28 protein-coding genes are annotated in these 24,263 nt (G+C 66.5%); 6 read left to right on the forward strand and 22 right to left on the reverse strand.

What is annotated here, in order from left to right; all coding sequences use genetic code 11:
* On the reverse strand, positions 1–318 hold a 318-nt coding region (locus RMP10_RS08695; RefSeq protein WP_310569947.1), incomplete at its 3' end, for a protein kinase.
* Positions 319–522: 204 nt separating this feature from the next.
* On the opposite strand from RMP10_RS08695, the gene RMP10_RS08700 reads away from it, so the two are divergent.
* The gene (locus tag RMP10_RS08700; protein WP_310569948.1) at positions 523–846 is read left to right on the forward strand and encodes a hypothetical protein; all 324 of its coding nucleotides are present in this window, start codon (positions 523–525) and stop codon (positions 844–846) included.
* Positions 847–978: 132 nt separating this feature from the next.
* Positions 979–3,669: a protein kinase gene (locus RMP10_RS08705; RefSeq protein ID WP_310569949.1), complete on the forward strand. Its 2,691-nt coding sequence runs from the start codon at positions 979–981 to the stop codon at positions 3,667–3,669.
* A 432-nt stretch (positions 3,670–4,101) separates the two neighbouring features.
* On the opposite strand, the gene RMP10_RS08710 is transcribed toward RMP10_RS08705, so the two are convergent.
* The gene (locus tag RMP10_RS08710; protein WP_310569950.1) at positions 4,102–4,899 is read right to left on the reverse strand and encodes a hypothetical protein; all 798 of its coding nucleotides are present in this window, start codon (positions 4,897–4,899) and stop codon (positions 4,102–4,104) included.
* A gap of 475 nt (positions 4,900–5,374) precedes the next feature.
* Here RMP10_RS08710 and RMP10_RS08715 point away from each other — a divergent pair, with 475 nt between their 5' ends.
* Entirely contained in the window at positions 5,375–5,503 is a 129-nt protein-coding gene (locus RMP10_RS08715; RefSeq protein WP_310569951.1) for a HEAT repeat domain-containing protein, read from the forward strand.
* Between the two features lie 59 nt (positions 5,504–5,562).
* Here RMP10_RS08715 and RMP10_RS08720 read toward each other — a convergent pair whose 3' ends face one another.
* The 7 genes from RMP10_RS08720 to RMP10_RS08750 all read right to left on the reverse strand — a co-directional run bounded on the left by RMP10_RS08720 (position 5,563) and on the right by RMP10_RS08750 (position 8,785).
* Positions 5,563–6,222, reverse strand: coding sequence for a hypothetical protein (locus tag RMP10_RS08720; RefSeq protein WP_310569952.1), 660 nt, complete (start codon positions 6,220–6,222; stop codon positions 5,563–5,565).
* A gap of 268 nt (positions 6,223–6,490) precedes the next feature.
* Positions 6,491–6,841 (reverse strand): hypothetical protein, encoded by a 351-nt coding sequence (locus RMP10_RS08725; protein WP_310569953.1) that lies wholly within the window; start codon positions 6,839–6,841, stop codon positions 6,491–6,493.
* A gap of 9 nt (positions 6,842–6,850) precedes the next feature.
* A complete protein-coding gene (locus tag RMP10_RS08730) occupies positions 6,851–7,057 on the reverse strand; it encodes a hypothetical protein (protein WP_310569954.1) in 207 nt (68 codons plus the stop codon).
* A gap of 56 nt (positions 7,058–7,113) precedes the next feature.
* Positions 7,114–7,767, reverse strand: coding sequence for a serine/threonine-protein kinase (locus RMP10_RS08735; protein WP_310569973.1), 654 nt, complete (start codon positions 7,765–7,767; stop codon positions 7,114–7,116).
* A 9-nt stretch (positions 7,768–7,776) separates the two neighbouring features.
* Positions 7,777–7,989 carry a hypothetical protein gene (locus RMP10_RS08740; protein ID WP_310569955.1) on the reverse strand — a complete coding sequence of 71 codons (213 nt, stop codon included), beginning with the start codon at positions 7,987–7,989 and terminating at the stop codon, positions 7,777–7,779.
* An 8-nt stretch (positions 7,990–7,997) separates the two neighbouring features.
* Positions 7,998–8,525 (reverse strand): DUF6036 family nucleotidyltransferase, encoded by a 528-nt coding sequence (locus RMP10_RS08745; RefSeq protein WP_310569956.1) that lies wholly within the window; start codon positions 8,523–8,525, stop codon positions 7,998–8,000.
* Complete coding sequence (locus RMP10_RS08750) at positions 8,513–8,785, reverse strand: hypothetical protein (RefSeq protein WP_310569957.1); 273 nt, start codon at positions 8,783–8,785, stop codon at positions 8,513–8,515. Before RMP10_RS08750 ends, RMP10_RS08745 begins: the two co-directional genes overlap by 13 nt.
* Positions 8,786–9,000: 215 nt before the next feature.
* Between RMP10_RS08750 and RMP10_RS08755 the strand changes: the two genes are divergently transcribed.
* Positions 9,001–9,309, forward strand: coding sequence for a hypothetical protein (locus RMP10_RS08755; protein WP_310569958.1), 309 nt, complete (start codon positions 9,001–9,003; stop codon positions 9,307–9,309).
* A 157-nt stretch (positions 9,310–9,466) separates the two neighbouring features.
* Positions 9,467–10,924, forward strand: a complete 1,458-nt coding sequence (locus tag RMP10_RS08760) for an amidohydrolase family protein (protein WP_310569959.1) — start codon at positions 9,467–9,469, stop codon at positions 10,922–10,924.
* Between the two features lie 21 nt (positions 10,925–10,945).
* On the opposite strand, the gene RMP10_RS08765 is transcribed toward RMP10_RS08760, so the two are convergent.
* The 10 genes from RMP10_RS08765 to RMP10_RS08805 all read right to left on the reverse strand — a co-directional run bounded on the left by RMP10_RS08765 (position 10,946) and on the right by RMP10_RS08805 (position 19,430).
* Positions 10,946–11,278, reverse strand: a complete 333-nt coding sequence (locus tag RMP10_RS08765; RefSeq protein ID WP_310569960.1) for a hypothetical protein — start codon at positions 11,276–11,278, stop codon at positions 10,946–10,948.
* Entirely contained in the window at positions 11,200–11,760 is a 561-nt protein-coding gene (locus RMP10_RS23410; protein ID WP_345785788.1) for an alcohol dehydrogenase catalytic domain-containing protein, read from the reverse strand. Before RMP10_RS23410 ends, RMP10_RS08765 begins: the two co-directional genes overlap by 79 nt.
* A 10-nt stretch (positions 11,761–11,770) precedes the next feature.
* Entirely contained in the window at positions 11,771–12,472 is a 702-nt protein-coding gene (locus tag RMP10_RS08770) for an alpha/beta fold hydrolase (RefSeq protein ID WP_310569961.1), read from the reverse strand.
* Positions 12,469–13,404: a VOC family protein gene (locus tag RMP10_RS08775; RefSeq protein WP_310569962.1), complete on the reverse strand. Its 936-nt coding sequence runs from the start codon at positions 13,402–13,404 to the stop codon at positions 12,469–12,471. The genes RMP10_RS08770 and RMP10_RS08775 overlap by 4 nt, the downstream gene beginning before the upstream one ends.
* 110 nt (positions 13,405–13,514) lie before the next feature.
* The gene (locus tag RMP10_RS08780; RefSeq protein WP_310569963.1) at positions 13,515–14,087 is read right to left on the reverse strand and encodes an ester cyclase; all 573 of its coding nucleotides are present in this window, start codon (positions 14,085–14,087) and stop codon (positions 13,515–13,517) included.
* Between the two features lie 39 nt (positions 14,088–14,126).
* Complete coding sequence (locus tag RMP10_RS08785) at positions 14,127–14,561, reverse strand: hypothetical protein (RefSeq protein ID WP_310569964.1); 435 nt, start codon at positions 14,559–14,561, stop codon at positions 14,127–14,129.
* Positions 14,562–14,595: 34 nt separating this feature from the next.
* Positions 14,596–15,069, reverse strand: coding sequence for a DoxX family protein (locus RMP10_RS08790; protein ID WP_310569965.1), 474 nt, complete (start codon positions 15,067–15,069; stop codon positions 14,596–14,598).
* An 82-nt stretch (positions 15,070–15,151) separates the two neighbouring features.
* Positions 15,152–15,616 (reverse strand): MarR family transcriptional regulator, encoded by a 465-nt coding sequence (locus tag RMP10_RS08795; protein ID WP_310569966.1) that lies wholly within the window; start codon positions 15,614–15,616, stop codon positions 15,152–15,154.
* A 185-nt stretch (positions 15,617–15,801) separates the two neighbouring features.
* Positions 15,802–18,732 carry an ATP-binding protein gene (locus RMP10_RS08800; RefSeq protein WP_310569967.1) on the reverse strand — a complete coding sequence of 977 codons (2,931 nt, stop codon included), beginning with the start codon at positions 18,730–18,732 and terminating at the stop codon, positions 15,802–15,804.
* 131 nt (positions 18,733–18,863) lie between these two features.
* Positions 18,864–19,430: a hypothetical protein gene (locus RMP10_RS08805; RefSeq protein ID WP_310569968.1), complete on the reverse strand. Its 567-nt coding sequence runs from the start codon at positions 19,428–19,430 to the stop codon at positions 18,864–18,866.
* Between the two features lie 444 nt (positions 19,431–19,874).
* Here RMP10_RS08805 and RMP10_RS08810 point away from each other — a divergent pair, with 444 nt between their 5' ends.
* A complete protein-coding gene (locus tag RMP10_RS08810; protein ID WP_310569969.1) occupies positions 19,875–20,054 on the forward strand; it encodes a hypothetical protein in 180 nt (59 codons plus the stop codon).
* A gap of 75 nt (positions 20,055–20,129) precedes the next feature.
* Here RMP10_RS08810 and RMP10_RS08815 read toward each other — a convergent pair whose 3' ends face one another.
* The 3 genes from RMP10_RS08815 to RMP10_RS08825 form a co-directional block, all read right to left on the reverse strand.
* A complete protein-coding gene (locus RMP10_RS08815) occupies positions 20,130–21,119 on the reverse strand; it encodes an alpha/beta hydrolase (protein WP_310569970.1) in 990 nt (329 codons plus the stop codon).
* Positions 21,116–22,564: an ATP-binding protein gene (locus RMP10_RS08820; RefSeq protein WP_310569971.1), complete on the reverse strand. Its 1,449-nt coding sequence runs from the start codon at positions 22,562–22,564 to the stop codon at positions 21,116–21,118. Before RMP10_RS08820 ends, RMP10_RS08815 begins: the two co-directional genes overlap by 4 nt.
* 628 nt (positions 22,565–23,192) lie before the next feature.
* Positions 23,193–24,263 (reverse strand): DUF1501 domain-containing protein (locus RMP10_RS08825; protein ID WP_310569972.1); only part of this gene is annotated, 1,071 nt, incomplete at its 5' end.

Raw genomic sequence — 24,263 nt, forward strand, 5'->3', positions numbered from 1 at the left:
AAGCGTCTCACCCTCGACGAATGGCATGACGTAGTACAGCAGTCCCGCCGCCTCGCCGGAGTCGAACAACGGGAGGATGTTGGGATGCCGGAGGTTCGCCGTCGTGGTGATCTCGCGCAGAAAGCGTTCGGGTCCCAGCGCAGCCGCCAACTCTGGCCGGAGCACCTTGACCGCGACCCGACGGCGGTGCTTGAGATCATCGGCGAGATAGACCGTGGCCATACCGCCGGCACCGAGCGCACGCTCGAGGCGGTAGCGGTCGGCGAGGGCTGTCGTGAGTCGCGTCAGATCTGTGGCGCTGAACGAGTCGGTCGTCATTCGTCTCCGGTAGGATGGCGCAAGATATGGCTTGGGCACCGCCCCGCCAGCAGCGCCAACGACGCGGACGTGGTCAACGCCACCGCTCCGCCGCAGCCGACGAGAGGCTAAGGCGTTCGCCGGCATAGAGTTCGCCCACCCGTCGAGAGCGGGATCGTGAAATGGGTATACCGACAGACCTCAAAGGATGTGTGTCCTTGGAACGTGTCGTTCGCGAGTGATCTGCGGGAACCGGCGTTCGCGGCGCGCGAGATGTTTCTTGATGCGGGATCACGCGACGGCACACCTGCGTTGGCGCGTGAGCTCTTGATGATGGACGACGCGGATTACGCCGCGTCCTTCAAGGGCAGCGCGATCAAGCGCGCGAAGTTGTGGATGCTCAAACGGAACGCGTGTGTGGTGCTGGGGAATGTTGGTACGACAGAAGACCTCGCGGTGCTCGAGGCGATGCGCACGCACGATCACGCGATCATCCGAGAGCACGCGGCGTGGGCGATTGCCCGCATCGGTCGACACCCGCCACCGTGATGCACTCAATGGGTCTGCGGTTCAGCCGGTTTTCAACGTCGCTGACCCCTTGAAACTCCTTCAGCAGGCGGTGCATCATCGCCGTCGCGCGCAGTCCTTTCCGCCTCGACGCTGGACGCGTAACATCCTCTTATGAATATCCTCGAACGGCTCACCACCGCCCTCGCTGACCGCTATCGCGTGGAACGCGAGATCGGCGCCGGTGGCATGGCCACGGTGTATCTCGCGCACGATCTCCGACACGATCGCGACGTAGCCATCAAGGTGCTGCATCCCGACCTCGGGGCGGCACTCGGCGGCGAGCGGTTCCTGAGCGAAATCCGCACCACGGCACGCTTACAGCATCCGCACATTTTGCCACTGCTGGACAGCGGTGAGGCGGACACGCTGCTGTACTACGTGATGCCGCTCGTAACGGGTGAAACGCTGCGCGCGCGCATCGTGCGCGAACGGCAGTTGCCGATCGCTACGGCGATTCAGATTGCGCGCGAAGTTGCCGGTGCGCTTGAACACGCGCACAAGCAGGGAATCATCCATCGCGACGTCAAGCCCGAGAACATCCTGCTGCAAGATGGCTCAGCACTCGTGGCAGACTTCGGCATTGCGCTGGCCGTACGGAGCGCCGGTGGTCAGCGCCTCACACAGACAGGCTTGAGTCTGGGCACACCCCAGTACATGAGCCCCGAGCAGGCGATGGGCGAGCGCGTCGTCGACGCGCGCAGCGACGTGTACGCGCTGGCGGCGATCACCTACGAGATGCTCACGGGTGATCCACCGTTCACTGGCTCGAGCGTGCAGGCCGTAGTGGCAAAGGTGATGAGCGCTGAACCGGAACGCCTCACGCTTACACGCAAGACGATTCCGCCGGCGATTGAACGTGCCGTGCTTACGGGATTGGCAAAGCTGCCGGCCGATCGACAAGAGAGTGCGGCTGCATTTGGCGCTGCGCTGCGTGATGCGTCACCGGACACGCAGTCCGACACGACGCCGCCGAGCGCTCCCCACAGAAGCGCGGCGCGTACGGCAAATCACGGCAGCCCATGGAAACTTGGAGTCGTCGGTCTCGCCGCTGGCATGGCGATCATGGCCGCGGCGTTGTGGCCGCGCGGGTCGACACGAAACGGAACCACCGTTGGCTTCACGCGTGCACAGATGACGTTTAGCGGAAAGGGGGCGTTGCCGGCGATCACGCCAAACGGTGACGTGATCGCCTATGTCGAAAGCGCCTGCGAACAGCAGGGAATCGACACGTACATGATCGTGCGCTATGGTGACGCGGCGGTCCCCTGTATCCTGTCCCTCATGGTGCAAGACACGGGATCATCGACCCCCGTACGGGTCATGAGCCGCGTCCCGTCAATTCGCGCCGTGCGATGGCTGGCCAGTGCGACCAGTCTGGTCATCGACGCCACACTCGACTCGTTACGAAACGGAATTTTTCTGGTTCCGCGTCTCGGCGGCGCGACACGACGCGTGGCCGAACAAGGGGCGTTCGATGTGCACGCCTCCGGCGATACGATACTTGTGTTGCCACTCGCATCGGCGAATGCAAGACACGCGCAGGTGATTGTCGCAGCTACTGGCTCCGTGGTCGACAGTGTCTCCGTGCCGCGCCGCGCCTATTTCGGCATCGCGTGGTCTCCCAACGGGGAACGCATTGCACTCATGACCGAGTCGAGCATTCTGCTGATCGCGCGCGACGGCGCCGTGTTGGACTCGCTCCCGCTGCGCATGCGGCGGACGCTTCATTGGGCTCCCGACGGATCAGCGTTGTTCGCTTTCTTGCCGGCCCCGGCCCGCGACGACGAGTTCGTGCGAATCGATGTCGATAAGGCGGGTCACCTCGCTCGGCTTCCCGTCGCCCTGATGCCACCCGTGCCCACCCTGTATCGAGGCGAGTTCGATATAGCGGCGCGCACCGGGACGCTGCTGTTCATCTCTGGTGACGCACGACAAGATCAGTGGGTATTCGACATCGGAGCTGGAACTACGTCATCACGCGCGGTGACCACAGGGACGTCGTGGTACGGCAGTGCTGCGATCGCCCCCGATGGAAAGACGTTGTTCTATGTTCGAGGCAATTCTGCCGGCGATAACCTCTATCGCCTGGCACTGAACGAAGCGTCGAACAGCGTGTCGGACGAGGAGGCGCTCACGAACAGCAGCGGCCCGGGCTATGAGCTCGTGAGCATCTCGCAGGATGGGCGTCGCGTGACGTTTACGAAGTCAGAAGGCGACACCGCGTTCGTCTACGATTTTCACACCGGTGAACGCCGTATCCTCCGACGATCCCCGGATCCGACGGGACAGGAAGCTCGGCTGCCTCGTGCGAATGGCGCCATGGTCACTGTCGGAGTGGCGGGTCACGATATCACTTTGACCGACGGCACAAGCGGCGCGAGCAGACTCCTGTCCGTCGCCGACTCGTTGCGACTGCTCTGGGGCGGCACGCTCAGTCCAGACGAGCAGGAACTCGCTGTTACTACACGGACGCCCACGGGCTTCGTGCTTGGCGCGGTATCGCTGGCCACCGGGCGTTTTCGCTCGCTGACGCCGATTGCCGCGGCTTTGCAGTCGAGCAGGCTCTCGTGGGCACGGGATGGGTCCATCTACTTCGGCGCGTGGGAAGCTGGGGCGCGGGCGCCGTCACTGCTGCGCGTGAACGCCACAACGGGTGGCGCACCGCAGCGTGTCATGACGCTGCCGTCGCATTGCGCGATCGTGAGTATCTCTGTCGCGACCGCCGCGCCGCGCGGCGTGTGCAGGGCCGAAGACTACCGAGGTGATTTATACCTGGCGACGATTCCGGGTGTGATGCGGTAGGCTGTGTTACTTCGCCGATTCAGGCTGCGCGACCTTTCGTGTGAACGATTCGAGCCATTGCTGAATTCCCAACATGCGAACGCCGGCCTGCGTCACCGGCACCGTCACGCAGTGCGCCCGTGGTCACCGTATCCCGCTAACCAGTCTCGGCTCGCCGGCGTGGTGGCCGGCTTTGCGGTGTCGATCAGTGGCCGGATTCGAGGTGCAATCCCTCCTTCGTGTGCATCCACGGCATCACCCGTGAGAAGCTACCGTCCGACATGGGGGGCGGCCAGCGTACGCGCGAGGGGCTGGATACGCGCGACACGCGCGCACTGGCGCGCGAGTGTCTGGCGATGAGTCAGGCCGAGTTCAGCGCGCGCCTCAAGGGCAGCGCGATCAGGCGCGCGACGCTGCAGCACCTTGGCGACGCCGCGAGTCGTTCGACCGTGTTCACGCGCTCCCTGTCCGGTCACCGGCTACCGATCGCCGCGCTGCATGCCGCAGTGCTTCGAGTTCACGGCGCAGTGGCTCCCAGTACGCGCAATCGGCCGCCATCTCGGTGGCCTGCTCGCTCGCCAGCGCCGCCGCCATGTCGCCGTCACTTCGCGCGGCGATGACGGCCGGGGGGTGCGAGCTCGCGGCCTGCCCTGGGAACTGCACGACCGCCTCTTGCAGGAACTCGGGCGACCGCAACTCGGTCAGCCTGAAGTCGATCTGCTCGTCCGACAGTTCCCCGTCTCGCGCGCTGGCGTACGACGCGTCCACCAGACGCCGAAGCATCGGCCAATCCTTGTCGCGTTGCGTCTTCTTCGCCTGCACCAGGTCGCCCAACGACAGGAGATCCACGAGAATTTCCTCCGTCGAGGACGGATCGGCGAGCGCGATCGTCGTCCGACGTTCCCAGAGCGTCTCGAACGGTGCCACGCCACGCATGTGGCTCATGATGTCGACGCGCAGCGGCGGCACGGGGCCCAGATCGACAGTGGCCGGGACGCTGAAGTGCACCGCATGGCCACGCGTCAGGAAGTGCCGCTCGAAGGCCGGTACCGCGATCACGGTGGCCTGCAAGGACTGTAGGGCGGCGGTCAAACGTGGCAGCGCATCATCGGTCGCCAGCACGGCGAGGTCGATGTCTCGGCTATACTCCGCCGCGCCGTACAACACGCAGGCCTGGCCCCCCATCAACAGGGCGGGCACGTCGAACCGACGGATCGTAGAAAGGACTCGAAGGATCTGGATCGGGATCACTGGTACCTCCGAGGGCGTGGAACCACGTCGCCAACCGGACCGTCTCGGCCCACCGTTGTTGCGGGGTCAGCCGCATCCAGTCGGCGGCTTCCTCCCCGTACAGGTCGTCCAGGCTGACTCTCGGAATGCTCACGCGGGTGTGCATGCAGTTGAAATTAGCCGTGGTATGCCGTGGTCACGAGTAGCGTCGCTGGGGAGACGGCCGTCGCGGCCGAACGAGGGTGCCCCGCCCCGTCCAGAGCGGAATCACGAAATCGGTATATGGACAGCCATCCTAGGATGTTTGCCCGTGGAACCATAGGTTCGCAGGCGAGCTCTCCGAGCCGGCGTTCGTATCACGCGCCGGCCTGTATTCAACTGACGCGCGCCCTCGCACGCGACTCTCTCTCGATGAGCCAGGCTGAGTTCGGCGCACGCTTCAAGGGCAGCGCGATGAAGCGCGAGAAGCGGCGGACTCGCGCGCGACCCGGCGGTAGTGCTCGGCAACGTCGCCGCGAATGACGACGCGCCGCTCTTGGACGCGGCGCTGCAGCACGACGAACCGCTCGTGCGCGAACACGCGGCGTGGGCGCTCACGCGAATCACGAGAACGACGTCGGACTGAGTTTCGGTGCTGTGCACCGTGCGAATCAGCGAATCATTCCCCCGCACGCGCACGCTGGCTCACTTCTCGATGCTCGCCATGATCGCGTTGGCCCGCGGATCACGACGCAGCGCGTCGTATCGCTCGGACCGGTTGTGCATCTGCAACCAGCCGTCTGGCTGTTTCACGGCGCGCTCGATCATCAGCAGTGCGCCTGCGTGATCACCCGGAGTTTCCAGCGCTGCGGCGAGCACGCCCATGGCCGGTAGCTCGCCACCGTTCACCACGCGCAAGTGTTCCATCGACCGGCGCGCGTCAGCGGCGCGTCCGGCGCGCGCGAAGACATCGGCAAGAATCGCCTCGGTCTGATTCGGCATGTTCCTTGGCAGCTGTTCTAGGTTGCGCTGCAATGCGGCAATCGCTTCCTCATAACGGCCGAGGTGGCTTAGCACTTCGCCGCGCGCGTCCCACGCCAACGCGTACGTGGAATCCATCGACAGGATGGCGCGCGTCGCATTGTCGGCCTTTCCGCACTCGCGTTCGGTCATCAGCAGCTGCGCACTCCAGATCCGTGCGATCAGTGATGCGGGTTCTGAGGCCTGTGCGCGGGCTGCATGTCGGCGGGCCTCGTCGAAGCGCCCCATGTGCACGAGGTTGAGCGCGTGCCCCCCAAGAGAACGGCGATACTGGAATCGAGCGCCTGTGCCCGTCGGTACATCCGATCGGCTTCGGCGTTTCATGGATGCTCATCTTCGCCGAGGCGATCGCTCCCCAAGCTTCGGCCATGGTCGAATCGACAGCGATCGCCCGTCGGGCCGCTGCGACGGCGAGTGGCGCCGTCATTCGCGCGGTTCCCTGTTCGTAGAACGGAATCGCCGACAGCGCCAGGCCCAGGGAAGCGTGCGCGCGCGAACCGCGGGTCGCGCGCCACGGCGCACTCGAACAGCGCGATGGACTGACTCACCGTTTGCGACGACCGAACATAAACTGCCCCTGCAGAAACCAGGCCTACGCCTCGGGGTCGGTGGTCTCCACGCTTGTAGGCCCGGCCGCGCGAACGCCACCGAGCGCACCCAACAGCCTGGTCGCGACGGCGCGCGCGATCTGGTCCTGCAGCGCAACCACATTCGTGAGCGGACGATCGTACTTCTCCGTCCACGTCACCGCACCGTCGGTGGCCGACACGAGCGAGACATTCACCCGCGCCTGCCCCGCCGGACGCTGCACGCTGCCGGTGAGCAACGAGCCCACACCCAGCGCACGGGCGATCGCGCTTTCATCCATGCCGCGTGACTGCAACGCGCCGGCGCTCGACCGTCCGATGACGCGTACGCCAGCCTTGGACCGAGCGCGCGTCATTTCTTCAGCCTACCCGATCCCCAAAAAGTCGTCGGCCTTGTCGCCGCTCAGGTTGGCCCGCGGCAGCACGGCAATCGAGCGGTTCTCGGCCGGCGCCGCCACGTTGCTCGCTGCGGTCGGGGATGCACCGGCCGATGACGCAGCGTTCGGGCTCTCGCGCTTCATCGCGATGGCAACGAGAGCGGCGATGGCCAACACACCAGCGCCTATCATCATCGCGTTTCGTCGTCCGCGGGGCGACACCGGCAGGCCATCGCGTACAGCTCCTGCCGTCATCCCACTCGGAGTCGCGGCGCTGTCGAGCGACTGCAACGATCGTCCGCGCGCGCGGGACGATGTTCGGCGCCCTTGGCCAGGCACCGCCGCACGAGTTCCTCCAGCGAAGCCGATACATCACCGTTTCGCTGGGTGAGCAGCAGCGCGGTTTCGGCGAGATGCGCCGAGATCATCTGCGCACCGTTCGTCCGGCCTGCGAAGGGATGCGCACCCGCGAGCCGCTCGTACGTGATCACACCCCACGCGTAGATGTCGGCGCGATGATCAACGTCGGCACCGACGGCCTGCTCGGGTGCCATGTACGCCGGCGTACCAATCGAGCCACCCGCCTGCGTGAGCGACGTGCTCGCCGTGGCACCGAAGCCGTCCGGCGTCCGTGGGGCGCTCAGCGCCTTGGCAATACCGAACTCTGTCACCACGGCCGTGCCGCCCGACAACAGAATGTTTTCCGGCTTGATATCGCGATGTACCACGCCCTGACCGTGCGCGTAGGCCAGTGCGCCGGCGACGTCGCGCAGGATACCGACTGCCTGGGGCACCGTGAGGCGAACGCCGGTGAGCAGACGTGCACGCAGCGACTCGCCAGTCACGAACGGCATCGTGTAGTACGGCTGCGCGTTCGAGTGACCGGAATCGATCACTGGTACGATGTTCGCCTGCTACAGCCGCGCGGCCAACCTGACTTCCCGAACGAAGCGCCCGGCACTCACACCTTCGGCCAGATCGGGCGCGATGACTTTCACGACGATCTCGCGGCCCAGAGCCTCGTCGCGCGCCACGAACACACGCGACATGCCCCCACCAGCGAGCTCGCGCTCGAGGGTGTACCCGCCGCCTAGGGTCTGCTGCAGCTGGTCGCGCAGATCACCCACGCAGGAACTCAGGACGACGGGGGAAACACGGCATCGACGGCCCGGCGGAATGACGGAGGATCGATAGCCGGAAACCGAAACAGCTCGGGCTCCATGCGCGCAAACTGCGCGCGGACCTCGGCTTCGCTGATCAGGCCGTGTGCCTGCATCGCCTGCACATCGGCCAGGTCGCGCGCATGACCGCGCTCGATCTTGGCGAGTGCCTGCGCAACAAAATCGAAATGTCGGAACGTGACGCGACCGATGCGGCCTATCACGGGGCTGCGCTGCTCCCATCCCGTGGGAACGGGAATGAATAGATCGGGAGACGCCAGCTCGACGTTGAGGTGCAGCTGCTCCTTGAGCAGCGGAATCGCCCGCAGCATGGCGTCCGATTCCGGTCGCATCACGAGATCCACATCGATGGTCGTCGTGCGCCATCCCACGAGGACCGCACTGGTGCCGCCGACCAGGAACACCTCCACATCGGTGGTCGCGTGTCGTGCCAGCGCCGTCATGAACGCGCCGATGCGCTCGCGGTCCGCTACCTCGCGCATTGCGCCGCGTGGCGAAAACTGGTGACCCGTCGCAGCAGTGCGTTGTACTGGCTGTGCGCTGCCGCCCCGTCGCGCGCCGCCAGCAGCGCGTACAGCTGCAGCTCGGCGTTGGCGATTGGATGGTGGACGGGGAGCCCTACGTTACGCAATCCCGGCGCAGCAATCGAGACCAGGAGAGACTCGATGCTCACGACCCCCGCCGTCAGGTCAGCGAGACCCCTCTCGACGAGCTCAGCTCCGGGCAGGTGGGCGGCGATCATGAAGGAATCGTACCGTCGAGCAGGCCGTCCGCATAGAGGCGGCGTGGAGCGGTACGAAGCCACTCGACGCGACCGGTCTGGATGCCGGGCGGCGTTGCAGATTACCCAATCCGGCTCGCCGAGGATGACAACCGGTCGACAACGGGATCTCAAAATGGGTATATGGACCGATTTCTTATCATGTTTGCCCGTGGAACGTCTCGTTCGCGAGTGAATTGCGACAGCCGGCGTTCGCAGCGCGCGAGGGATGGGATAGCACCGATGCGCGTGCGAGGGCGCGCGCACTGCTCGCGATGAGCGTGACGGAGTTTCGGCAGCAGTTCAAGGGCTCGCCGATGAAGCGCGCGAACCGCCGCGGGCTCACGCGCAGTGCCGCGGTGCTCGGCAACGTCGGCACGCGTGACGACGTTCCGGCGCTCGAGGCCGCGCTCGCACACGACGAGCCCCTCGTGCGTGAGCATGCGGCGTGGGCGATTGCGCGGATCAAGCGACGTCCGGCGGACCTGGCCCCTCGCTGGACATGAGGGGATCGGCCGAGAGCGTGTGGGTCGCACTGGAGATCGAAGCGACTTTGCGCCGCGCCGCCGGCTGACGATCATGGCATCTTGTTCCCACCATACCGCACTCGTAGGTTCGCGCTTGGCTCGCCTCCTGCGCCATTCACCCCTTCTCGGAGGTCAGGTGCGCGCTGCGCTGCCACTGCTCGCCACTTTTATCCTCGCGAACGCGTGTTCACCGACGGTTGACGCGAGCGGTCACTCACGCTCTGGGGACACCGCTCTCGTCATCCGCAGCGTCACGGTCGTCGACGTGGAGCGTGGTGCGCTGCTCCGCGACCGCACGGTGCTCGTGCACGGCAGGCAGATCGTATCCGTGGACTCCGGCGCATCCACGATTCCCGTTGGCGCGACCGTGGTCGATGGCACCGGGAAGTACGTGATTCCCGGCCTCTGGGACATGCATGTCCACGCCGCGCGTGCGGGACGCGCGCCCCGCTTCTGGCCGCTCTTCTTGGCGCACGGCGTCACCGGTGTGCGCGAGACGGGCAGCTACCTCGACAGCCTGCTGCACTGGCGCCGGGTCGCGCGTGAGAACCCGCGCGCATCGCCCCGGGTGATCTGGTCGAGCCCGATGCTCGATGGAGATCCTCCCCTGTACGAACATGCGCTCGTGATTGCTACTCCATCGCAGGCGCGCGCGGTGGTTGCGAGAATGGACTCGCTCGACTTCGACTATCTCAAGGTCTACAGCGGCTTGTCGCGGGAGAGCTTCCTCGCGCTCGCGGACGAGGCGCAGCGTCGCGGCGTGCGTGTCGCCGGCGAGGTCCCCAACCCTGTCCCGCCGGCGGAGGCCGCGGAGGCGGGCATGCGCAGCTTCGAGCACCTGTGGAACCTGTTCGAGTGGTGCGTACCGGGCGCCGGCGAGTTGCGGGACTCGCTCGCCGCGCTAGACCGCCGCGACGCGCCCGACGCCGAGCGTCGCCCGCTGCGCGAGCGGCAGTGGTCGCGCTGGCTCGCCGGGTACGACGCCGCCTGCGCCGACACGCTGGCACTGCAGCTGCGGCGTGCCGGCACGTGGCAGACCCCCACGCTCGTTGTTAACCGTAGTTACTCCTTCCCCGACTCCACCTGGGGGAGCGACGTGGAGCGGGCCTCGGTGGCCGCCGACGTACTGGCCGGTTGGGACACCACCCGCGCCGCCTTGCTGGCCGAGTACGGTGTGCAGGGTCGGGCGGCGTGGCGCGCACGCTGGATGCACGAGCGGCGAATGCTGCAGCGCATGGTGGCCGCAGGCGTGGGTGTGCTCGCTGGCAGCGATGCGAGCGACGAGCCGTTCGTCTACGCTGGCAGCAGCCTACATGAGGAGCTGGTGCTGCTCGTGCAGGCTGGCCTCACGCCGCTGCAGGCGCTGCAAGCGGCCACAGTGAATCCCGCGCGCTTCCTGAACGCCACCGACTCCTTGGGCACGGTCGCGGCCGGGAGGCTGGCGGACCTCGTGCTGCTCGACGCCAACCCACTGGTCGACATTCGTCATACCTCGCGCATTCGCGGCGTGGTGCGGGACGGTCATTGGCTGGATCGCACGGCGCTCGACGGGCTCCTGATACAGGCACGGCGCACGCCCAACCCCGCTCCCTGAGCGCGCGCGCTCGACCCGCTCTCACCGAGTGGCGCGGCCACCGTGGCGGGAGCCCTCTGCACCTTCCTGAGCGACGCTCCGCGCGCCCGCGCGGAGCGGGATCGAAAAACGGTTATACCAACAGACCTCCCAGGATGTGAGTCCGAACAACATCAAGTTCTCGAGCGAGCTGACAGAGCCTGCCTTCAGATCGCGGGTGGGTCTCGACAGCGGCAGCGCACGCATGATCGCGCGCGCGTTGCTAACCATGTCGCCGGCCGAGTTCAGTGCGCGCTTCAAGGGCAGTGCGATGAAGCGCGCGAAGCGGCGCGGGGTCGCGCGCAATGCGGCGGTGGTGTTGGGCAACGTCGGCACGATCGATGATGTGCCGCTGCTCGAAGCGGCATTGCAGCACGACGAGCCGCTCGTGCCAGCGCGTACGTCGCGAACGACGACTGCCCGAAGAAATGTCCGTGCACGTCGTGAAACGCATTCGTACCGTCGAGGCGCGCCGCGCCGAACGAGAGTTGCAGGTTATGGACGCAGTACGCCGGATGGCCGCCAAGACACTCGTCGCAGTAGCCGCACGATGGAAAAGACATCACCACCCGGTCTCCGGGCACCACACTGCGCACGCTCGCGCCGATGTGCTCGACGATGCCGGCGCCCTCATGGCCAAGCACGAGGGGCAGCGGCGATGCGTATCCTTGCGAGCGCACGTGCGCATCCGCCTGGCAGATCCCCGTCGCGACGACGCGCACGACGATCTCGTCGGCGCGTGGCTCGTCCACGTCGACATCGCGGAAGACGAAGGGCCCGTCTTTCGCTTCGATCACTGCAGCTCTCACGTTCAGCATTGGATGCTCCTCACGGTTGCGTGCGTGAATGTGCGGTGCTGTGCGCCGCGTCGAGCGACGAGGCGAGCCACGTCGTGGCGACCGCGAGGCTGTCCTCGGTGATTGCGTGGGCCATGGGCAGCTCGCGGTAGGTCAACGCGAGCGGGAACTGCGCGAGCTGCTCGCGCGCCCAGCGCGCGAGATGAATGTCGAGCTTTTCGTCACCCGTGCCGTGCACGATGAGCGCGGGCTTGTCACGCAGCGCGTCGCCGGCCGCGGTGTGCGGCAACACTTCCGGGAGGAGTCGTCCACTCATCATCACGGCGCCCGCGACCTTCTCCGGCGCAGTGAGCAGCGTAGCGAGCGCCATGATGCCACCCTGGCTGAAGCCCGCGAGGAAGACCCGCGTCGGATCGACGTCGTATGCGCTCACGGCCTCGTCGATGAACTGCGCGAGCAACGTCCAACCGGCCTCCGCTTCCTCGGCGACGATCACGGGCCCGGCCGCGGTGAAGCTCACGTGGAACCAACCGAACGCGTTCAGCCCGAGCGTCAGCGGTGAGCGTACGCTCACCACGACAAAGCGCGGATCGAATGCTGGTGCGAGCTGTGCCATCGCATGCTCGTTGCTCCCGACACCGTGCATCAGGATGAGGAGCGGTGGCTTCACGCCGTCAACATTTGCCCCTGCCTCCGGCGGTCGCACGGCATGCACCAATGAGAGCGTTGTCATCGTGCGCTCTCCGTCCACTCGGTGGCGCGCACGCGCACGGCCGTGCCCCACGGGTCACGGGTGAGCAGTTCGCCGGTGGCAATCATGTCGACAGGATGGCCTGCCCCCGTAAGGCTTCGCCACACGTCCGCGACGTCACGGGCGGCCGGCACCTCGATGGTCCACTCCAGCAACCGCGCGTCATGCATCGTTGGCGTGCGCGCGCCGGCGCCGGCCCAGACATTCGTACCGAGATGATGGTGGTAGCCGCCCGCGCCAAGGAAGAGCGCGCCCGGATAGCGCCACGTCATGCGATCGAAGCCGAGCGCCTCGGAGAAAAAGGCGGCACCCTGCTCCAGGTCCCCCACATGCAGATGCACGTGGCCGATCACGGTGCCGGACGGCATGCCGCGCCACGACGTGTCAGCCGCCGCCGCCAACGCGTCGATGTCGACGGGGTCGGTGGAGATCATCAGCTCTCGTCCGACGCGCTGCCATGTGTCGCGTGGCCGGTCCGCGTACACCTCGATGCCGAGACCATCCGGATCCTTGAGGTACAGCGCCTCACTCACGTGATGATCGCCCGCGCCTGCCGCGATGCGGTGCTGCGCAAGGTGTCGAGTGAACCGACCGAGGGACGCGCGGTCCGGAAGCAGGATCGCGAAGTGATAGAGCCCGAGAAGCGCACGGCCCGCGGGCCGAGTGCTGCGCTCCTCTGCGATCTCGACGAGCGCTCGGTCGTCGCCATGCGCGGCGAGTGTCCCGTGCGTTGGCGTCCGCGCGAGCACACGCAGGCCGAGCGTGTGCTCGTAGAACGTGAGTGACCGCGCGAGATCGGCAACCTGCAGGCGTACGCAGCCGAGACGCGTGGTCTCCGGCAAGCGATACGCATGCGGCGGCACACCGTAACTCCCGGGCGTCGCCAGTTCGACGGTCGCCACGGTATCGAACATGTCATGCCTCGTCGCGCCCATGATACAGGTCTCTCTTTCTCGTGATGGTGCGTTGGCGAACTCGTGTCGTCGCGGCGTGATCGTCGCCGCGACACGGAGACGGTGCAGCGTTACTTCGCGAGCCCCAGCTGCTTCATGAACTCGCCGCTGTCCCAGTAGAGCCACTCGTGGTCCATGGTGCCGTTCGTCCAGTGCGCGATGGTCGCCATGGGGAGCGCGAACCGCTTGCCGGTCGGCTGAATGAACTTGCCGTCGCCGATGGGCATGGGCTTGGTGAACGTGCCCGTCATGACCCCGGTGACCGACGTCCACGTGCCGGAGCCGAAGCGGATCGGGTGGGTCTTGATCTCGATGTCGGGTGCGTAGACGAACATGGCTTTCAGGTCGTCGATGTGCCGGTCGATGCCGACGGTCTCATGGCCGTCGGGCCACGTCACGATGATGTTCTTTGCGTGGCTCTCCAGCAGTCGCGCCCACTTCTGGGTGCTGAAGACATCGAAGTCGAGGACGTCGAACGTCTTGAGGTTCTTCTCGACGGCCGCGGCCTGCCGCTCGTGTGCGGGTGGCGGCGACTTGGGCTTGAGCACGATGGCCTGGTTCTGCGCGTGCGCGGCAAGTGGGAGCATCATTGCGCTGGCGAGCGCGAAGGCGCTCGCGCGCATGCCGCGAAGTGTCGATGACATGGTTGGGTTTCTCCGTTGTGTGTGTGTGTGCAGCGATGATCAGGCGGCGGCGGGCAGCACGAGCTTCCACGCGGTGCCGAAGCCGGTGTTCAGACGGAATTGCAGTGTGATGCCGAGGAACCCGAGCGCTTCGAGCTGACGCGCGCGTTCGAGCGCACCGACGTCGACCGGATTGAGACCGCCTGCGCGCACGAGGTCTGCGAGCGTAGCCTTGGCACTGTCGTCGTCGCCGGCGATGTAGACATCGAGCGGCTGCCCGGCGAGGTCACCTGGGACGAGCGTCCCCGCGAAGGTCGTGTTGAACGCCTTGAGCAGTTTCGCGTCAGCTGGCAGCATGGCGCGGATCGTTTCTGCGGCGGACGTACCGGGCTTGGTCACGAGGCCGTCGTAGTTTTCGTTGAGCGGATTCGAGATGTCGACCACGATCTTTCCGGGGAGCGCGGCACCGAGCGTGCGCGCCGTCTCGAGATTCACCGCCTGGTGTCGTGGTGTAGCGGTGCGAAGCAGGTCACGCGCCCTGCGGAATCGGACGGATGGTGGGGACTGCATCGGCAGTGGACTCGCGACGGCGCATCAGGAGCGCGTCGAGCGAGTACCGACCGGCGCCTGCGAGGACGAGCGCGCTGGTCGCGCCGAGGAGCGCGAGCGGGAACTCGATGCCGGTCGGGGCGAAAAAGCCGCCGGCGAGATGCACGAAGCCGATGGCGCCGAGCATCGTCAGGGCGAGTCCAAGCCCGGCGACGCGTGTGAAGAGGCCGACGATGAGGGCGAGGCCCCCGAGCAGCTCGATGACGCCCGTGGCCGGGCCGGCGATGCCGGGCACCGGGATCCCCATCCCGGCGAAGGCCCCGGTCGCGCCCTCGATGCCGTAGACGAAAAGCTTCTGGCCGCCGTGTGCAGCGGTGATGACGCCGGTCGTGGCCCGCAGGAGCACGAGGCCCAGGTCGGCCGAGGTCGCGGAATTCAGTGAGGCGAGTCGCATGGTCTGTCCGAGGAGATGGGTAAAAGGAAGCAATCGAGGGTCGTAACGCTGGGTGTCGCAACACCTATTTAGGCAAAAAGAGTCAGCTCGGGCTGCGGGCGATGCTCAGGAGCTCGATCAGCGACCGAAGCTGCGGCTCGCTCAGATGGCCAAGCTGCTTCGCGTGAACCGCAGCCACCTCGGCATCGAGCTCGTCCACCAAGGCGCCCCCGCGCTCGGTCAAGGTCGTGTTTACCAGCCGGCGGTCCTCGGCACTGCGCACCCGGTGCACCAGCCCTGCCGCTTCCATTCGATCCAGGAGCCGCGACACGTCGGGCATTCGGGTGATGAGACGGTCCCGGATCTCGTTGCGGCAGAGGCCACCGATCCCTGCCCCGCGGAGCATCCGGAGGACGTTGTACTGGGTCAGCGACAGCCCCAACGGCCCCAGCACCTGGTCGAGGCCGTCGTGCAGTACCGCTTCGGTGCGGGCGACGTTCAGAAATGCCTCCTGGTGGAGGCTCTGGAACGCCTTGGTCTGGCGGAGATCGTCGCGGAGTATCGTCACGGGAAGAAGAATATGTGTTACGACACTCGGTGTCAAGACCCTGATTGCCGCTGTCGTGTAACTGCGGGGCAAGCCCGTATTTCGGGCCAACGCTCGACTGCATGCAGCATGGCCTCGACATGCAGACGAAGCGATCCCTGCTTCCCCCCCGACGCCGCTCTGGGACCGCGTCCGCGGGGTGCGACTCAGGCCATCGGCACGGTGAGGGTGAAGGTGCTCCCGACGCCCGGCGTGCTCTCAGCGGTCAAGTTGCCACCCATGTGCCGCGCGAGCTCGCGGCTGATGGCGAGCCCCAGCCCGACGCCTTGCTGACGACTGTCGTTTAATCGATGGCGGTCCACTTGAACGAATGGCTCGAAGATGCGTTCGAGCTGGTCAGCGGGAATGCCGCGCCCCGTGTCGGTGACCCGAACCGACACAACGCCGGCGGCGACGTCAGTGGAACAGGCCAAGCGCACGTGCCCGCCGGCCGGGGTGAACTTCACGGCATTCGTCAACAGGTTGAGCAGGATTTGCCGAAGCTTCTCCGGATCGGCGCGCACGCGGTGCGGTCGGTCGGGCGTATCCGACGCACAGCCGTCATGATCGAACGCGATCTCCTTGGCTGCGAACTGCGGCGCGATCAACGGCTCCACGTCGGCGACGAGCACGGCGAGCTCGACGTCAGCCAGCCGGTACTCGAGTTGCCCCGCGTCGACGCGCGCGAAATTCAGGATGTCGTTGACCAGGGACAGCAAATGCTGATTGGCCATCCGGACGCGTTCCAGATCCTGTCGCTGCACGTCAGTGATCGGGCCGCGCACGCCGAGCGTCAGCAAGTCCGCGTAGCCCCCGATCGCATGAAGCGGCGTGCGCAGTTCGTGACTCATGGACGAGAGGAACATGGTCTTCGCCCCGTTTGCCGCTTCGGCCTCGGCGCGCATGCGTTCTGCGTCGGCTCGTGCCTGCTCGGCGTCGCGAAACAATCGTGCATTGTCGACCGCAAGCGCCGCGCGTTGCGCCACTTCGAGCGCAAGATCCCGGTCCGCGTCGTCGTATCGACGCCCCGATTCGGTCATGCAGAGCGTCAGGGCGCCGAGCGTCAAACCACGGGCAACGAGCGGGACCACGAGAACCGACGAGAACTGCAGCGCCCGAAGGAGGGCGAGGTGCTCGGGATCTTTCGCAGCGGCCACCACCATCTCGTCGGTGATCGCCGGCAGAAACAATGGCACGCCATCGCGAAGCACCGCCGCCATGCCGTCGGCGGCCGACCAGTCGGTCGGGTAGCCGGCGGACAGTTTCTCCCCGAGCGCGAGCATCACCGGGTCCTGATGGACCACCGCGATCCGCTCCACGGTGGGCGGCCACTCCCGCGCCGCCGGATGCTGCACCATGTCGATGGCGCACCAGTCGCCAAGCCGTGGCACCGCTGCCTCGGCCACCACGGCGAGGGTCACCGCGTAGTCGAGCGACGCACCCAGTACCCGGCTGACGTCCGCCAGGAAGGCAGCCGCCTCGCGCGCGCGACGCTCCGGCGTCACGTCCGTCCACACCGCCGTGAGCCCGCCGGTCGCCACCGGATACACGCGCGCCGCGTACCACCGGCGAAGCACTGGATCGTGGGTGTCGAAGTGGACTGCAACGCGCTCGTTCATGGCACGCCGCATCGCGGCTTCGACCGGCGTGCCGACCAGGCGCGGATACGCGTCCCACAAGATCCGCCCGAGTGGCGCGCTGGTCTCTCCCGTCACCCTAAAGAGCTCTGCGGCCGCTTCGTTGACATAGGTGAAGCGAAACTCCGCATCGTACGCCACGAATGCATCGCGTACGCTTTCCACCAGGGCGCTCGCGACGCTGCGTGCCTCGCGAAGTTCCGACACGTCCGCGCAGGTCCCGATGTAACCAAGGAACGTACGGTCGGTGCCGTTACCCTCGGTGTAGCGCGGCACGGCATTTATCAGGAAGTGCCGGTACACGCCATCGTGGCGCCGCAGGCGGTATTCAGCTGTGAACGGCTCGCGCGCCGCGAGGGCGCGGTCGTACATGTCGAGGCAATGGGCGAGATCGTCGGGATGCACATGGGCGGTCCACCCCATTCCCCGCTCCGCCTCCATCGTACTCCGGGTGTAGGTGAGCCACGGCCGGTTGAACCAGTCACGCCCGCCGTCAGGTCCGCTCGTCCAGATGAAAACGGGCGCGGCATCGGCTGTCGTGCGAAAGCGCGCCTCACTCTCGCGGAGCGCGGTTTCCGCGTGCGACCGCGCCGTCACGTCGAGCACCACCGCGATCACCCCTTCGACGCGGTCGCCGTCGGGTCCGCGGAGGGGAGCGTACACGAGATCGACGAGGTGGTCCTCGAGTAGACCATCGGCGTTGTCGTCCCAGCGCGCAAGTTCACCGGTACCGATGAAGGGCTCACCAGTCTCGTAGACGCGCTCGAGCAGTGCGAAGAACTTCGCGGCGTCCTCTCTGCCCGAGAGTTCTCGCATCGCATCGCGAATGGGCCGACCCACGACGTCGCGTCCACCGATAATGCGCTTGTATGCAGCGCTGGTCGCGCGGTACCGGAGCTCGCGACCTTCGAGGACCGCCACGGGGGCCGGAATCTGTGCGATGATCCGGGTGAGTCGTTCGCGCTCGGCGTCGACGGCGAGCCGGGCTGCCCGCTCGGCCATGAGGGCAGCGTGCAAGGCCGCGGTTCGTTCGTGCTCCTCAGTGACGTCGAGAAGCGTCCCGACGAGGAAGACCGGCCGGCGGTCGGCTCCGGGGGGCGCACCGGCATCCTGGTCGAACTGCATCTGCCCGGCGGCGCGCACCCACCGCTCCGTGCCGTCAGGCCGAACGGCGCGGAACTCTGCCCAGTAGCGACCCTCACCGTGCGGCTCGGCCGCCCCCGACAACGCCGCCGCGACCCGTTCGCGGTCTGCGTCGTGCACGCGGGTGGCGAGGATGTCAGCCCCGAGCCTCGGAGCATCGTGGTCGAAACCGAACAGCTGGGCCACCCGGTCGTCGAAGCTGGCCGAGTCCGTGACCAAGTCCCACGTCCACGTGCCCAGGCGCGCGAGCTCGGTGGCCAGCTGGTAGCGGGTGTCGCTCGCGGCTCGCGCGGGGCTGTGCTCGGGGTCCACGGTCATGAGGGTGGGGTTCGCTTCGGAATGCGCGCGCTATCGCGTGGCACCGTTACAGCATCTCGAACTACGCCGGTCAACCCAGCTCCTCCTTCACAAGTTCCGCCGGACCATCGGGCCCGAGTTGGCCGCATGCGCTAGTCGCAGCGCTCGAGGGCGACAATCGTGTCGGTCAACATCGCATGACAGGACTCGCACACCCCGTGGCTCAACTGCGGAACAGTCTCCCGCTCGAAGAGCCGCAAACGCTCGACGGCATCCTCGACTTCTGTCCATTCGTCGGCGCCCACGTCGATACGGTTGCACCAGGAACAGGCGCGCAGCATGGTGTCCGAACGGGGCACGCCGTGAGACAGAAGCGGGATCGGCGCACGGCTGACCGTTTCGAGCGGCTCCGTGTGAAATTCTACGATGCCGCTGGTCGCCAGGCGAACGGTCATGCGCATCAGGCGGCGATGCGAGGCATCGTCGCAACGCAAGCTGAATTGGGCCACGCAACCGTCCCGCACCCGGTTCAGGATCTCACGGTAGATCCGCCGGGTGGGGCCATCGCCAATGAATTCCCAGAGCCGCTTGCCGACGACCGTCGGCGCCTTTGGGCCGCTCATGCCGGCGGCCGTGCGATCCCAGGCGTCATCAACAAAGACCATCTCGTCGTTCGCGTTGATGCGGTAGCGAACGCCTTCTGCTGCAGGAGCCATCATCGTCCATCACCGGCGTGAAATGCCGTGGCGCCCGGTCGTGCCACCGTCGGTACGTCGTCGGGCGCTGAACCTGCGGGGCCTGCTTCCGATTCCTCCACCGTCACGGCCTGCATCGACTGCGACCGGAGGCGGTCGAGTAGCCTGATCCTCACGCAGCGACGATTTAATGCAGTGTGAGGCACCAAGATAGGGTGACCACGCGAACGGCCGGCGTGATCGACCGGGAGCGGGGCGTGCGTTCCGACGCGATGCCGGAGATCGGGACGTCGCACCTGTTCGCGACCCTCGGCGTGCCCCTTGATGCGGCACCCGCGGCATCTACAGTCTCGCCCAATGCCCGGCACTGTCTTTCTTCACGCGCATCGTACGATGCGCGCGGCATAGGAGCAAGCGCGCCGAGACCGTGACGCTCGGCAACCACATCGTGGTGATTTCGCTGCGGCGGTGTGGCGCGTCCCATGGTTCCTTTATCGACCCGGCTACACGAACCTGGGCGCAGCGGGCATCACTGCGTGGGCCGTCCGCCTGGTTGCCGGCGCCGTGCGACTGCAATGGCTGTTCAATGAGAGCCGCGGCAGCATTCTCGTGGTCGTCCTCTCCATGGCGGTGTTGCCGCAACGGTGACCGGATACAGCATCCACGCGAGATCGGGGATCATCACGAGCACCGGGAGAGCAGCGCCGGATCGGAGGGCGATTTTCACGGGATCCGCGACCTGGCCTGCTGAAGGAAGGCTGCCACAGCGGGCCAGAGCTCCGGGTCCTGATCGAGCAGGAGGTGGCCACCGCGCTTGAAGGCGATCACACGCGCACCCGGAATTTTCGCTGCCGCGGCGCGGGCGTTGGGCAAGGTCTTGTAGAGATCATCCTCGGCGCTCACCAGCAGGGTGGGTGCACGGATGCGTTCGAGGGGATACGGCTGCTCTTTCGTCTGGTTGCCCGCGTCGTAGAGTATCCCGTCGCGGCGCAAGGTGACTGGCAGGATCATGCGCACTGCATCGTCGAGCGTCTTCCGACCGACGGCCGAAAGGGTCGGCACCAGCGATCGCGGGACGGCGACCACCGTGAGCGAGGCGCGCGGCCACGCCCGCATGGCTCCCCAGTACGGGAAGTCAGAGCCGAGAACGACGTTCATGATGAACGGCGACACGAGGGGGGCCGAATCGGGCGTGCTGATGCCGCCAATGGCAGGCACGAGCAACACCAGCGACGACACGCGCCCTGGGTGTCGCAGCGCGAACTGCAACGCAGGCGTCGCGCCGGCGGACGCGGCAATCACCGCCACACGCTCGATCTTCAGCGCATCGAGCATGCATGCGAAGAGGTCGGCTTCGGCCTGGGGCGTCGCATGCTCCGGCATTGCCGTGCGCAGGTATCCATAGCGCGACGGAGCGATGACCTGGAATCCACGTTCCACGAGGCCACGCGCAATGAACTGGCCCTGATCCCAGCCACCGCCGGTGCCGTGGATGGACAGGACTGGCGGGCCGGATCCCTTCGTGGCGTACTCGACGTCGCCGCAGGCTGTGTGCAGCATCGCACTGCCGCTCAGCGCCGCTGCGCGTGCGGCACGCAGATCCCGGCGATAGACGCTGAACGTGACTGCGCTGAGCAGCGCGAAGAGCGCGGTCGCGCCGAGCAGCATGTTGCCACTTTGCTCGCGTCGACGTCGCGCACCGGGCTCGTTCATTCGTGTACGCCATCCGTGGAGCGCGGCGTGCGCCGGTCCCCCCGGGACTCGTCACGTCGCTCCGCCGACGGTGCCGAGTATCGCGCCGGTAGCGACACCACGAGCGTGCTTCCCTTGCCGATCTCGCTCTTGCTCACCACCACATCACCGCCCAGCAGGCGCGCGAGCTGACGCGCGACCGACAGGCCAAGACCAGTGCTGCCGGCGCTGTTCTTCGCCATCGGGTCCTTCTGCCAGAACGGATCGAAAATCGTTTCGCGGTCTTCCAGTGCGATCCCGCGTCCCGTATCCGTGATGTCGAGGACGACCTGTACCTCGGGGTGAACCCCCTCGATGCAGAGCACCACCCGTACGCTGCCGGAGTCCGTGAACTTGACTGCGTTCGCAATCAGGTTGACGAGAATCTGCCGCACCTTGAGCGCGTCAGTGAACATTTCGACCGCATGATCCAGCCCCTCGACGCGGAGCGTCAGGCCCTTGAGTGCGGCAATGGGCTGCACCAGTTCCACGCTCCGGTCGACGACGTCGTTGAGGAGCATGGGTTCGGGACGCACTGTCTCCTGTCCGGCCTCGATGCGCGCGTAGCTCAACAGCTCCTCGATCAGCGCCAGCAAGTGCGTACCCGACTCGCGCATCCGCGCAAGATGCTTCTGTTGCTCGACGTTGATGGGACCGGCGATCTCGTATGACAGCAGGTCGGTATAACCGATTACCGCGTTGATCGGGGTGCGGAGTTCGTGGCTGATGGTCGCCACGAAGTGGGCCTTGCTCTCGTTTGCCCGTTCCGCGGACTTCTGCGCCCGCTCGGCTCCATCGCGGGCATCCCGCTCGGCCGCCTTGAGATGAGCGCGCATGATCGCTTGCGCGCACATGACCCCGAGCGTGAGCACGAACGCGCGCTCATCCTCGTCGAATTCGCGAGGCTCCGGCCATGACAGGCCAAGCACGCCGCGCAGTTCGCCGTTGGCCCACACGGGGACGACTGCCGCGGAGTGGGCACCCGCCAGAATCATCGCGGTGCCCCAGTCGGGGTAAACCAGCAGCGCGCTGTCGGTTTCCAGGAACAACGGCTCGCCATCCCGCGCGACGTCGGCAAACGGCAACGGCGCGTCCAACGGCTGTGCCTCGAGCGCCGCTTTGACTTCGGCCGGGAGGCCGATGGCGTGCACGACATGCAGGGTAGCGAGTGGGTCGGGCTCCGACTGCCCGAGGCCTCCTGGCGACGGGAAGCTGCCCAACGTGACGACGACCGCGCTGGTCGCTCCGAGGGCCGACATCGCCTTCTGCTCGACGACATCGGCCGCCAGCGCGGGCGTCAAGGGATCGGTCAACGACCCGCTGAGGGCGGCCAGCTCTCTGAGCCGCTGACTCGCCCTGGAGAGCGACGCTGACGCACCCGGCGTCGCGGGTCGTGCGCTCACGCCTGGAATGAGGACGGGTTTCATCAGCTGCGCTCCGGAGGACGGCGGCGCGACATGCGCAGCGAATGAGGTGGGCCCGAGTGACGTCACCCTGCGCGCGGCAGTGTGATCATCGCAGTGTAGGATAAGCTACCGCTGCGAGCCTCGAGGGGTACCGCACGGCTCGTTACCCTCTGGGCTCATTGATGATCCGCCTGATCGGGCGCGGACCATCGGGCTTCCGAGCGCCCTGGAACGGCCTGCCGTCGTCTTCTGCGGGCATTGCATCGCACGCCGATCGAATCTCGATTGACCGCGCTGCGGCGAACGGAACGAGCACACGCCTTCAATCGATCTTCGAGGCGATTCCGCGCGTCGCAGTTTCGCTTGCTGCGGATGCAGCACGCTTGCGCCGCCGCGGCGGGACGCGGACCGGATGCGCGAGATGGCGCCCTCGTCTCCCGAGCGTCCGCGCGCCGGTACGAGCGGGCTCGCAACATGGGTATACCGACAGGGCAACCACGATGTTTGTCCGTGGCACGTGTCGTTCGCGAGTGAGTTGCGAGAGCCGACGTCCGCGGCGCGCGGGGAGTCGGACGGCACCTATGCGCGCGACACGGAGCGCGCCCTGCCCGCAGATACGCGCATCGCGTCGCTCGTTGCCCGCGCCGCCTCAGGCGATGATGTCGTGGATCACCTTGCCGGCGACGTCGGTCAGCCGGAAGTCGCGACCGCTGTAGTTGTAGGTCAGCTTTTCGTGATTGATGCCGAGCAGGTGCAGGATGGTCGCGTGCAGGTCGTGAATGTGCACGGGGTTCTCGACGACCTTGAAGCCGAAATCGTCGGTGCGGCCATAGGTCATGCCTCCCTTGATGCCGCCTCCCGCCAGCCAGATGGTGAACCCGAACGGATTGTGGTCACGCCCATTCGTGACCCGGCCGCCAGCGCCACCGCCTCCGGTCTCGAGCACCGGCGTGCGTCCGAACTCGGTGCCGCAGACCACCAGCGTCTCGTCCAGCAAGCCCCGGGACTTGAGGTCCTTCACCACGGCGGCGAATGCCCGGTCCGAGTGCCTGGCGTTGATGCGGTGCTTGTTGATGTCGTCGTGGTGGTCCCAGGGGTCGCCCTTGGCGTAATAGACCTGCACCATGCGGACACCCTTCGCGACCAGGCGAACCGCCATGAGACAGCCCCTCGCGGTACTTCCCGGGCCATAGAGACGCTGCGTGGCCTCGCTCTCCTTGCGGATGTCGAAGACGTCGGGCGCCTCCGTCTGCATGCGATAGGCGGTCTCCATCGCCTTGATGGCGCCCTCGAGCTCCTCGTCGTGCTGCCCGACGCGCTGCATGCGCATGCGGTTCAGCTTCTCGACCAGGTCCACCTCGCGACGCTGGTCGTCGAGCGACGTGGAGTCGGAGTGGATGTTGGGGATCAGCTCATAGGGGTCGAAGTCGTCCGCGAGGCGCGGCGCCTTGTCGGCGATGAACGTGCCCTGATGCATCGCCGGCAGAAAGCCGTTGCTCCAGAGCGGCGGCCCGACGACCGTCGGTTGATCGGGACAGAGCACCACGAAGCCGGGAAGGTTCTTGTTCTCGGTGCCAAGCCCGTAGGTGAGCCAGGCTCCCATCGACGGCCGTCCGGGCTGGATGTGCCCGGTGTTCATGATGAGCAGCGAGGGCTCGTGGTTCGGGATCTCCGTGTGCATCGACCGGATGACGCAGATGTCGTCGGCGATCGACCCGAC

The organism is Gemmatimonas sp. (assembly GCF_031426495.1).
Taxonomy (GTDB): Bacteria; Gemmatimonadota; Gemmatimonadetes; order Gemmatimonadales; family Gemmatimonadaceae; genus Gemmatimonas.

Coding starts and splice junctions, on each gene's coding strand:
- RMP10_RS08705 (WP_310569949.1), top strand. CDS start 979: ATGAATATCCTCGAACGGCTCACCACCGCCCTCGCTGACCGCTATCGC.
- RMP10_RS08720 (WP_310569952.1), bottom strand. CDS start 6,222: ATGAAACGCCGAAGCCGATCGGATGTACCGACGGGCACAGGCGCTCGA.
- RMP10_RS08725 (WP_310569953.1), bottom strand. CDS start 6,841: ATGACGCGCGCTCGGTCCAAGGCTGGCGTACGCGTCATCGGACGGTCG.
- RMP10_RS08730 (WP_310569954.1), bottom strand. CDS start 7,057: ATGATGATAGGCGCTGGTGTGTTGGCCATCGCCGCTCTCGTTGCCATC.
- RMP10_RS08745 (WP_310569956.1), bottom strand. CDS start 8,525: ATGCGCGAGGTAGCGGACCGCGAGCGCATCGGCGCGTTCATGACGGCG.
- RMP10_RS08750 (WP_310569957.1), bottom strand. CDS start 8,785: ATGATCGCCGCCCACCTGCCCGGAGCTGAGCTCGTCGAGAGGGGTCTC.
- RMP10_RS23410 (WP_345785788.1), bottom strand. CDS start 11,760: ATGCTGAACGTGAGAGCTGCAGTGATCGAAGCGAAAGACGGGCCCTTC.
- RMP10_RS08770 (WP_310569961.1), bottom strand. CDS start 12,472: ATGACAACGCTCTCATTGGTGCATGCCGTGCGACCGCCGGAGGCAGGG.
- RMP10_RS08775 (WP_310569962.1), bottom strand. CDS start 13,404: ATGTTCGATACCGTGGCGACCGTCGAACTGGCGACGCCCGGGAGTTAC.
- RMP10_RS08780 (WP_310569963.1), bottom strand. CDS start 14,087: ATGTCATCGACACTTCGCGGCATGCGCGCGAGCGCCTTCGCGCTCGCC.
- RMP10_RS08790 (WP_310569965.1), bottom strand. CDS start 15,069: ATGCGACTCGCCTCACTGAATTCCGCGACCTCGGCCGACCTGGGCCTC.
- RMP10_RS08800 (WP_310569967.1), bottom strand. CDS start 18,732: ATGACCGTGGACCCCGAGCACAGCCCCGCGCGAGCCGCGAGCGACACC.
- RMP10_RS08805 (WP_310569968.1), bottom strand. CDS start 19,430: ATGATGGCTCCTGCAGCAGAAGGCGTTCGCTACCGCATCAACGCGAAC.
- RMP10_RS08815 (WP_310569970.1), bottom strand. CDS start 21,119: ATGAACGAGCCCGGTGCGCGACGTCGACGCGAGCAAAGTGGCAACATG.
- RMP10_RS08820 (WP_310569971.1), bottom strand. CDS start 22,564: ATGAAACCCGTCCTCATTCCAGGCGTGAGCGCACGACCCGCGACGCCG.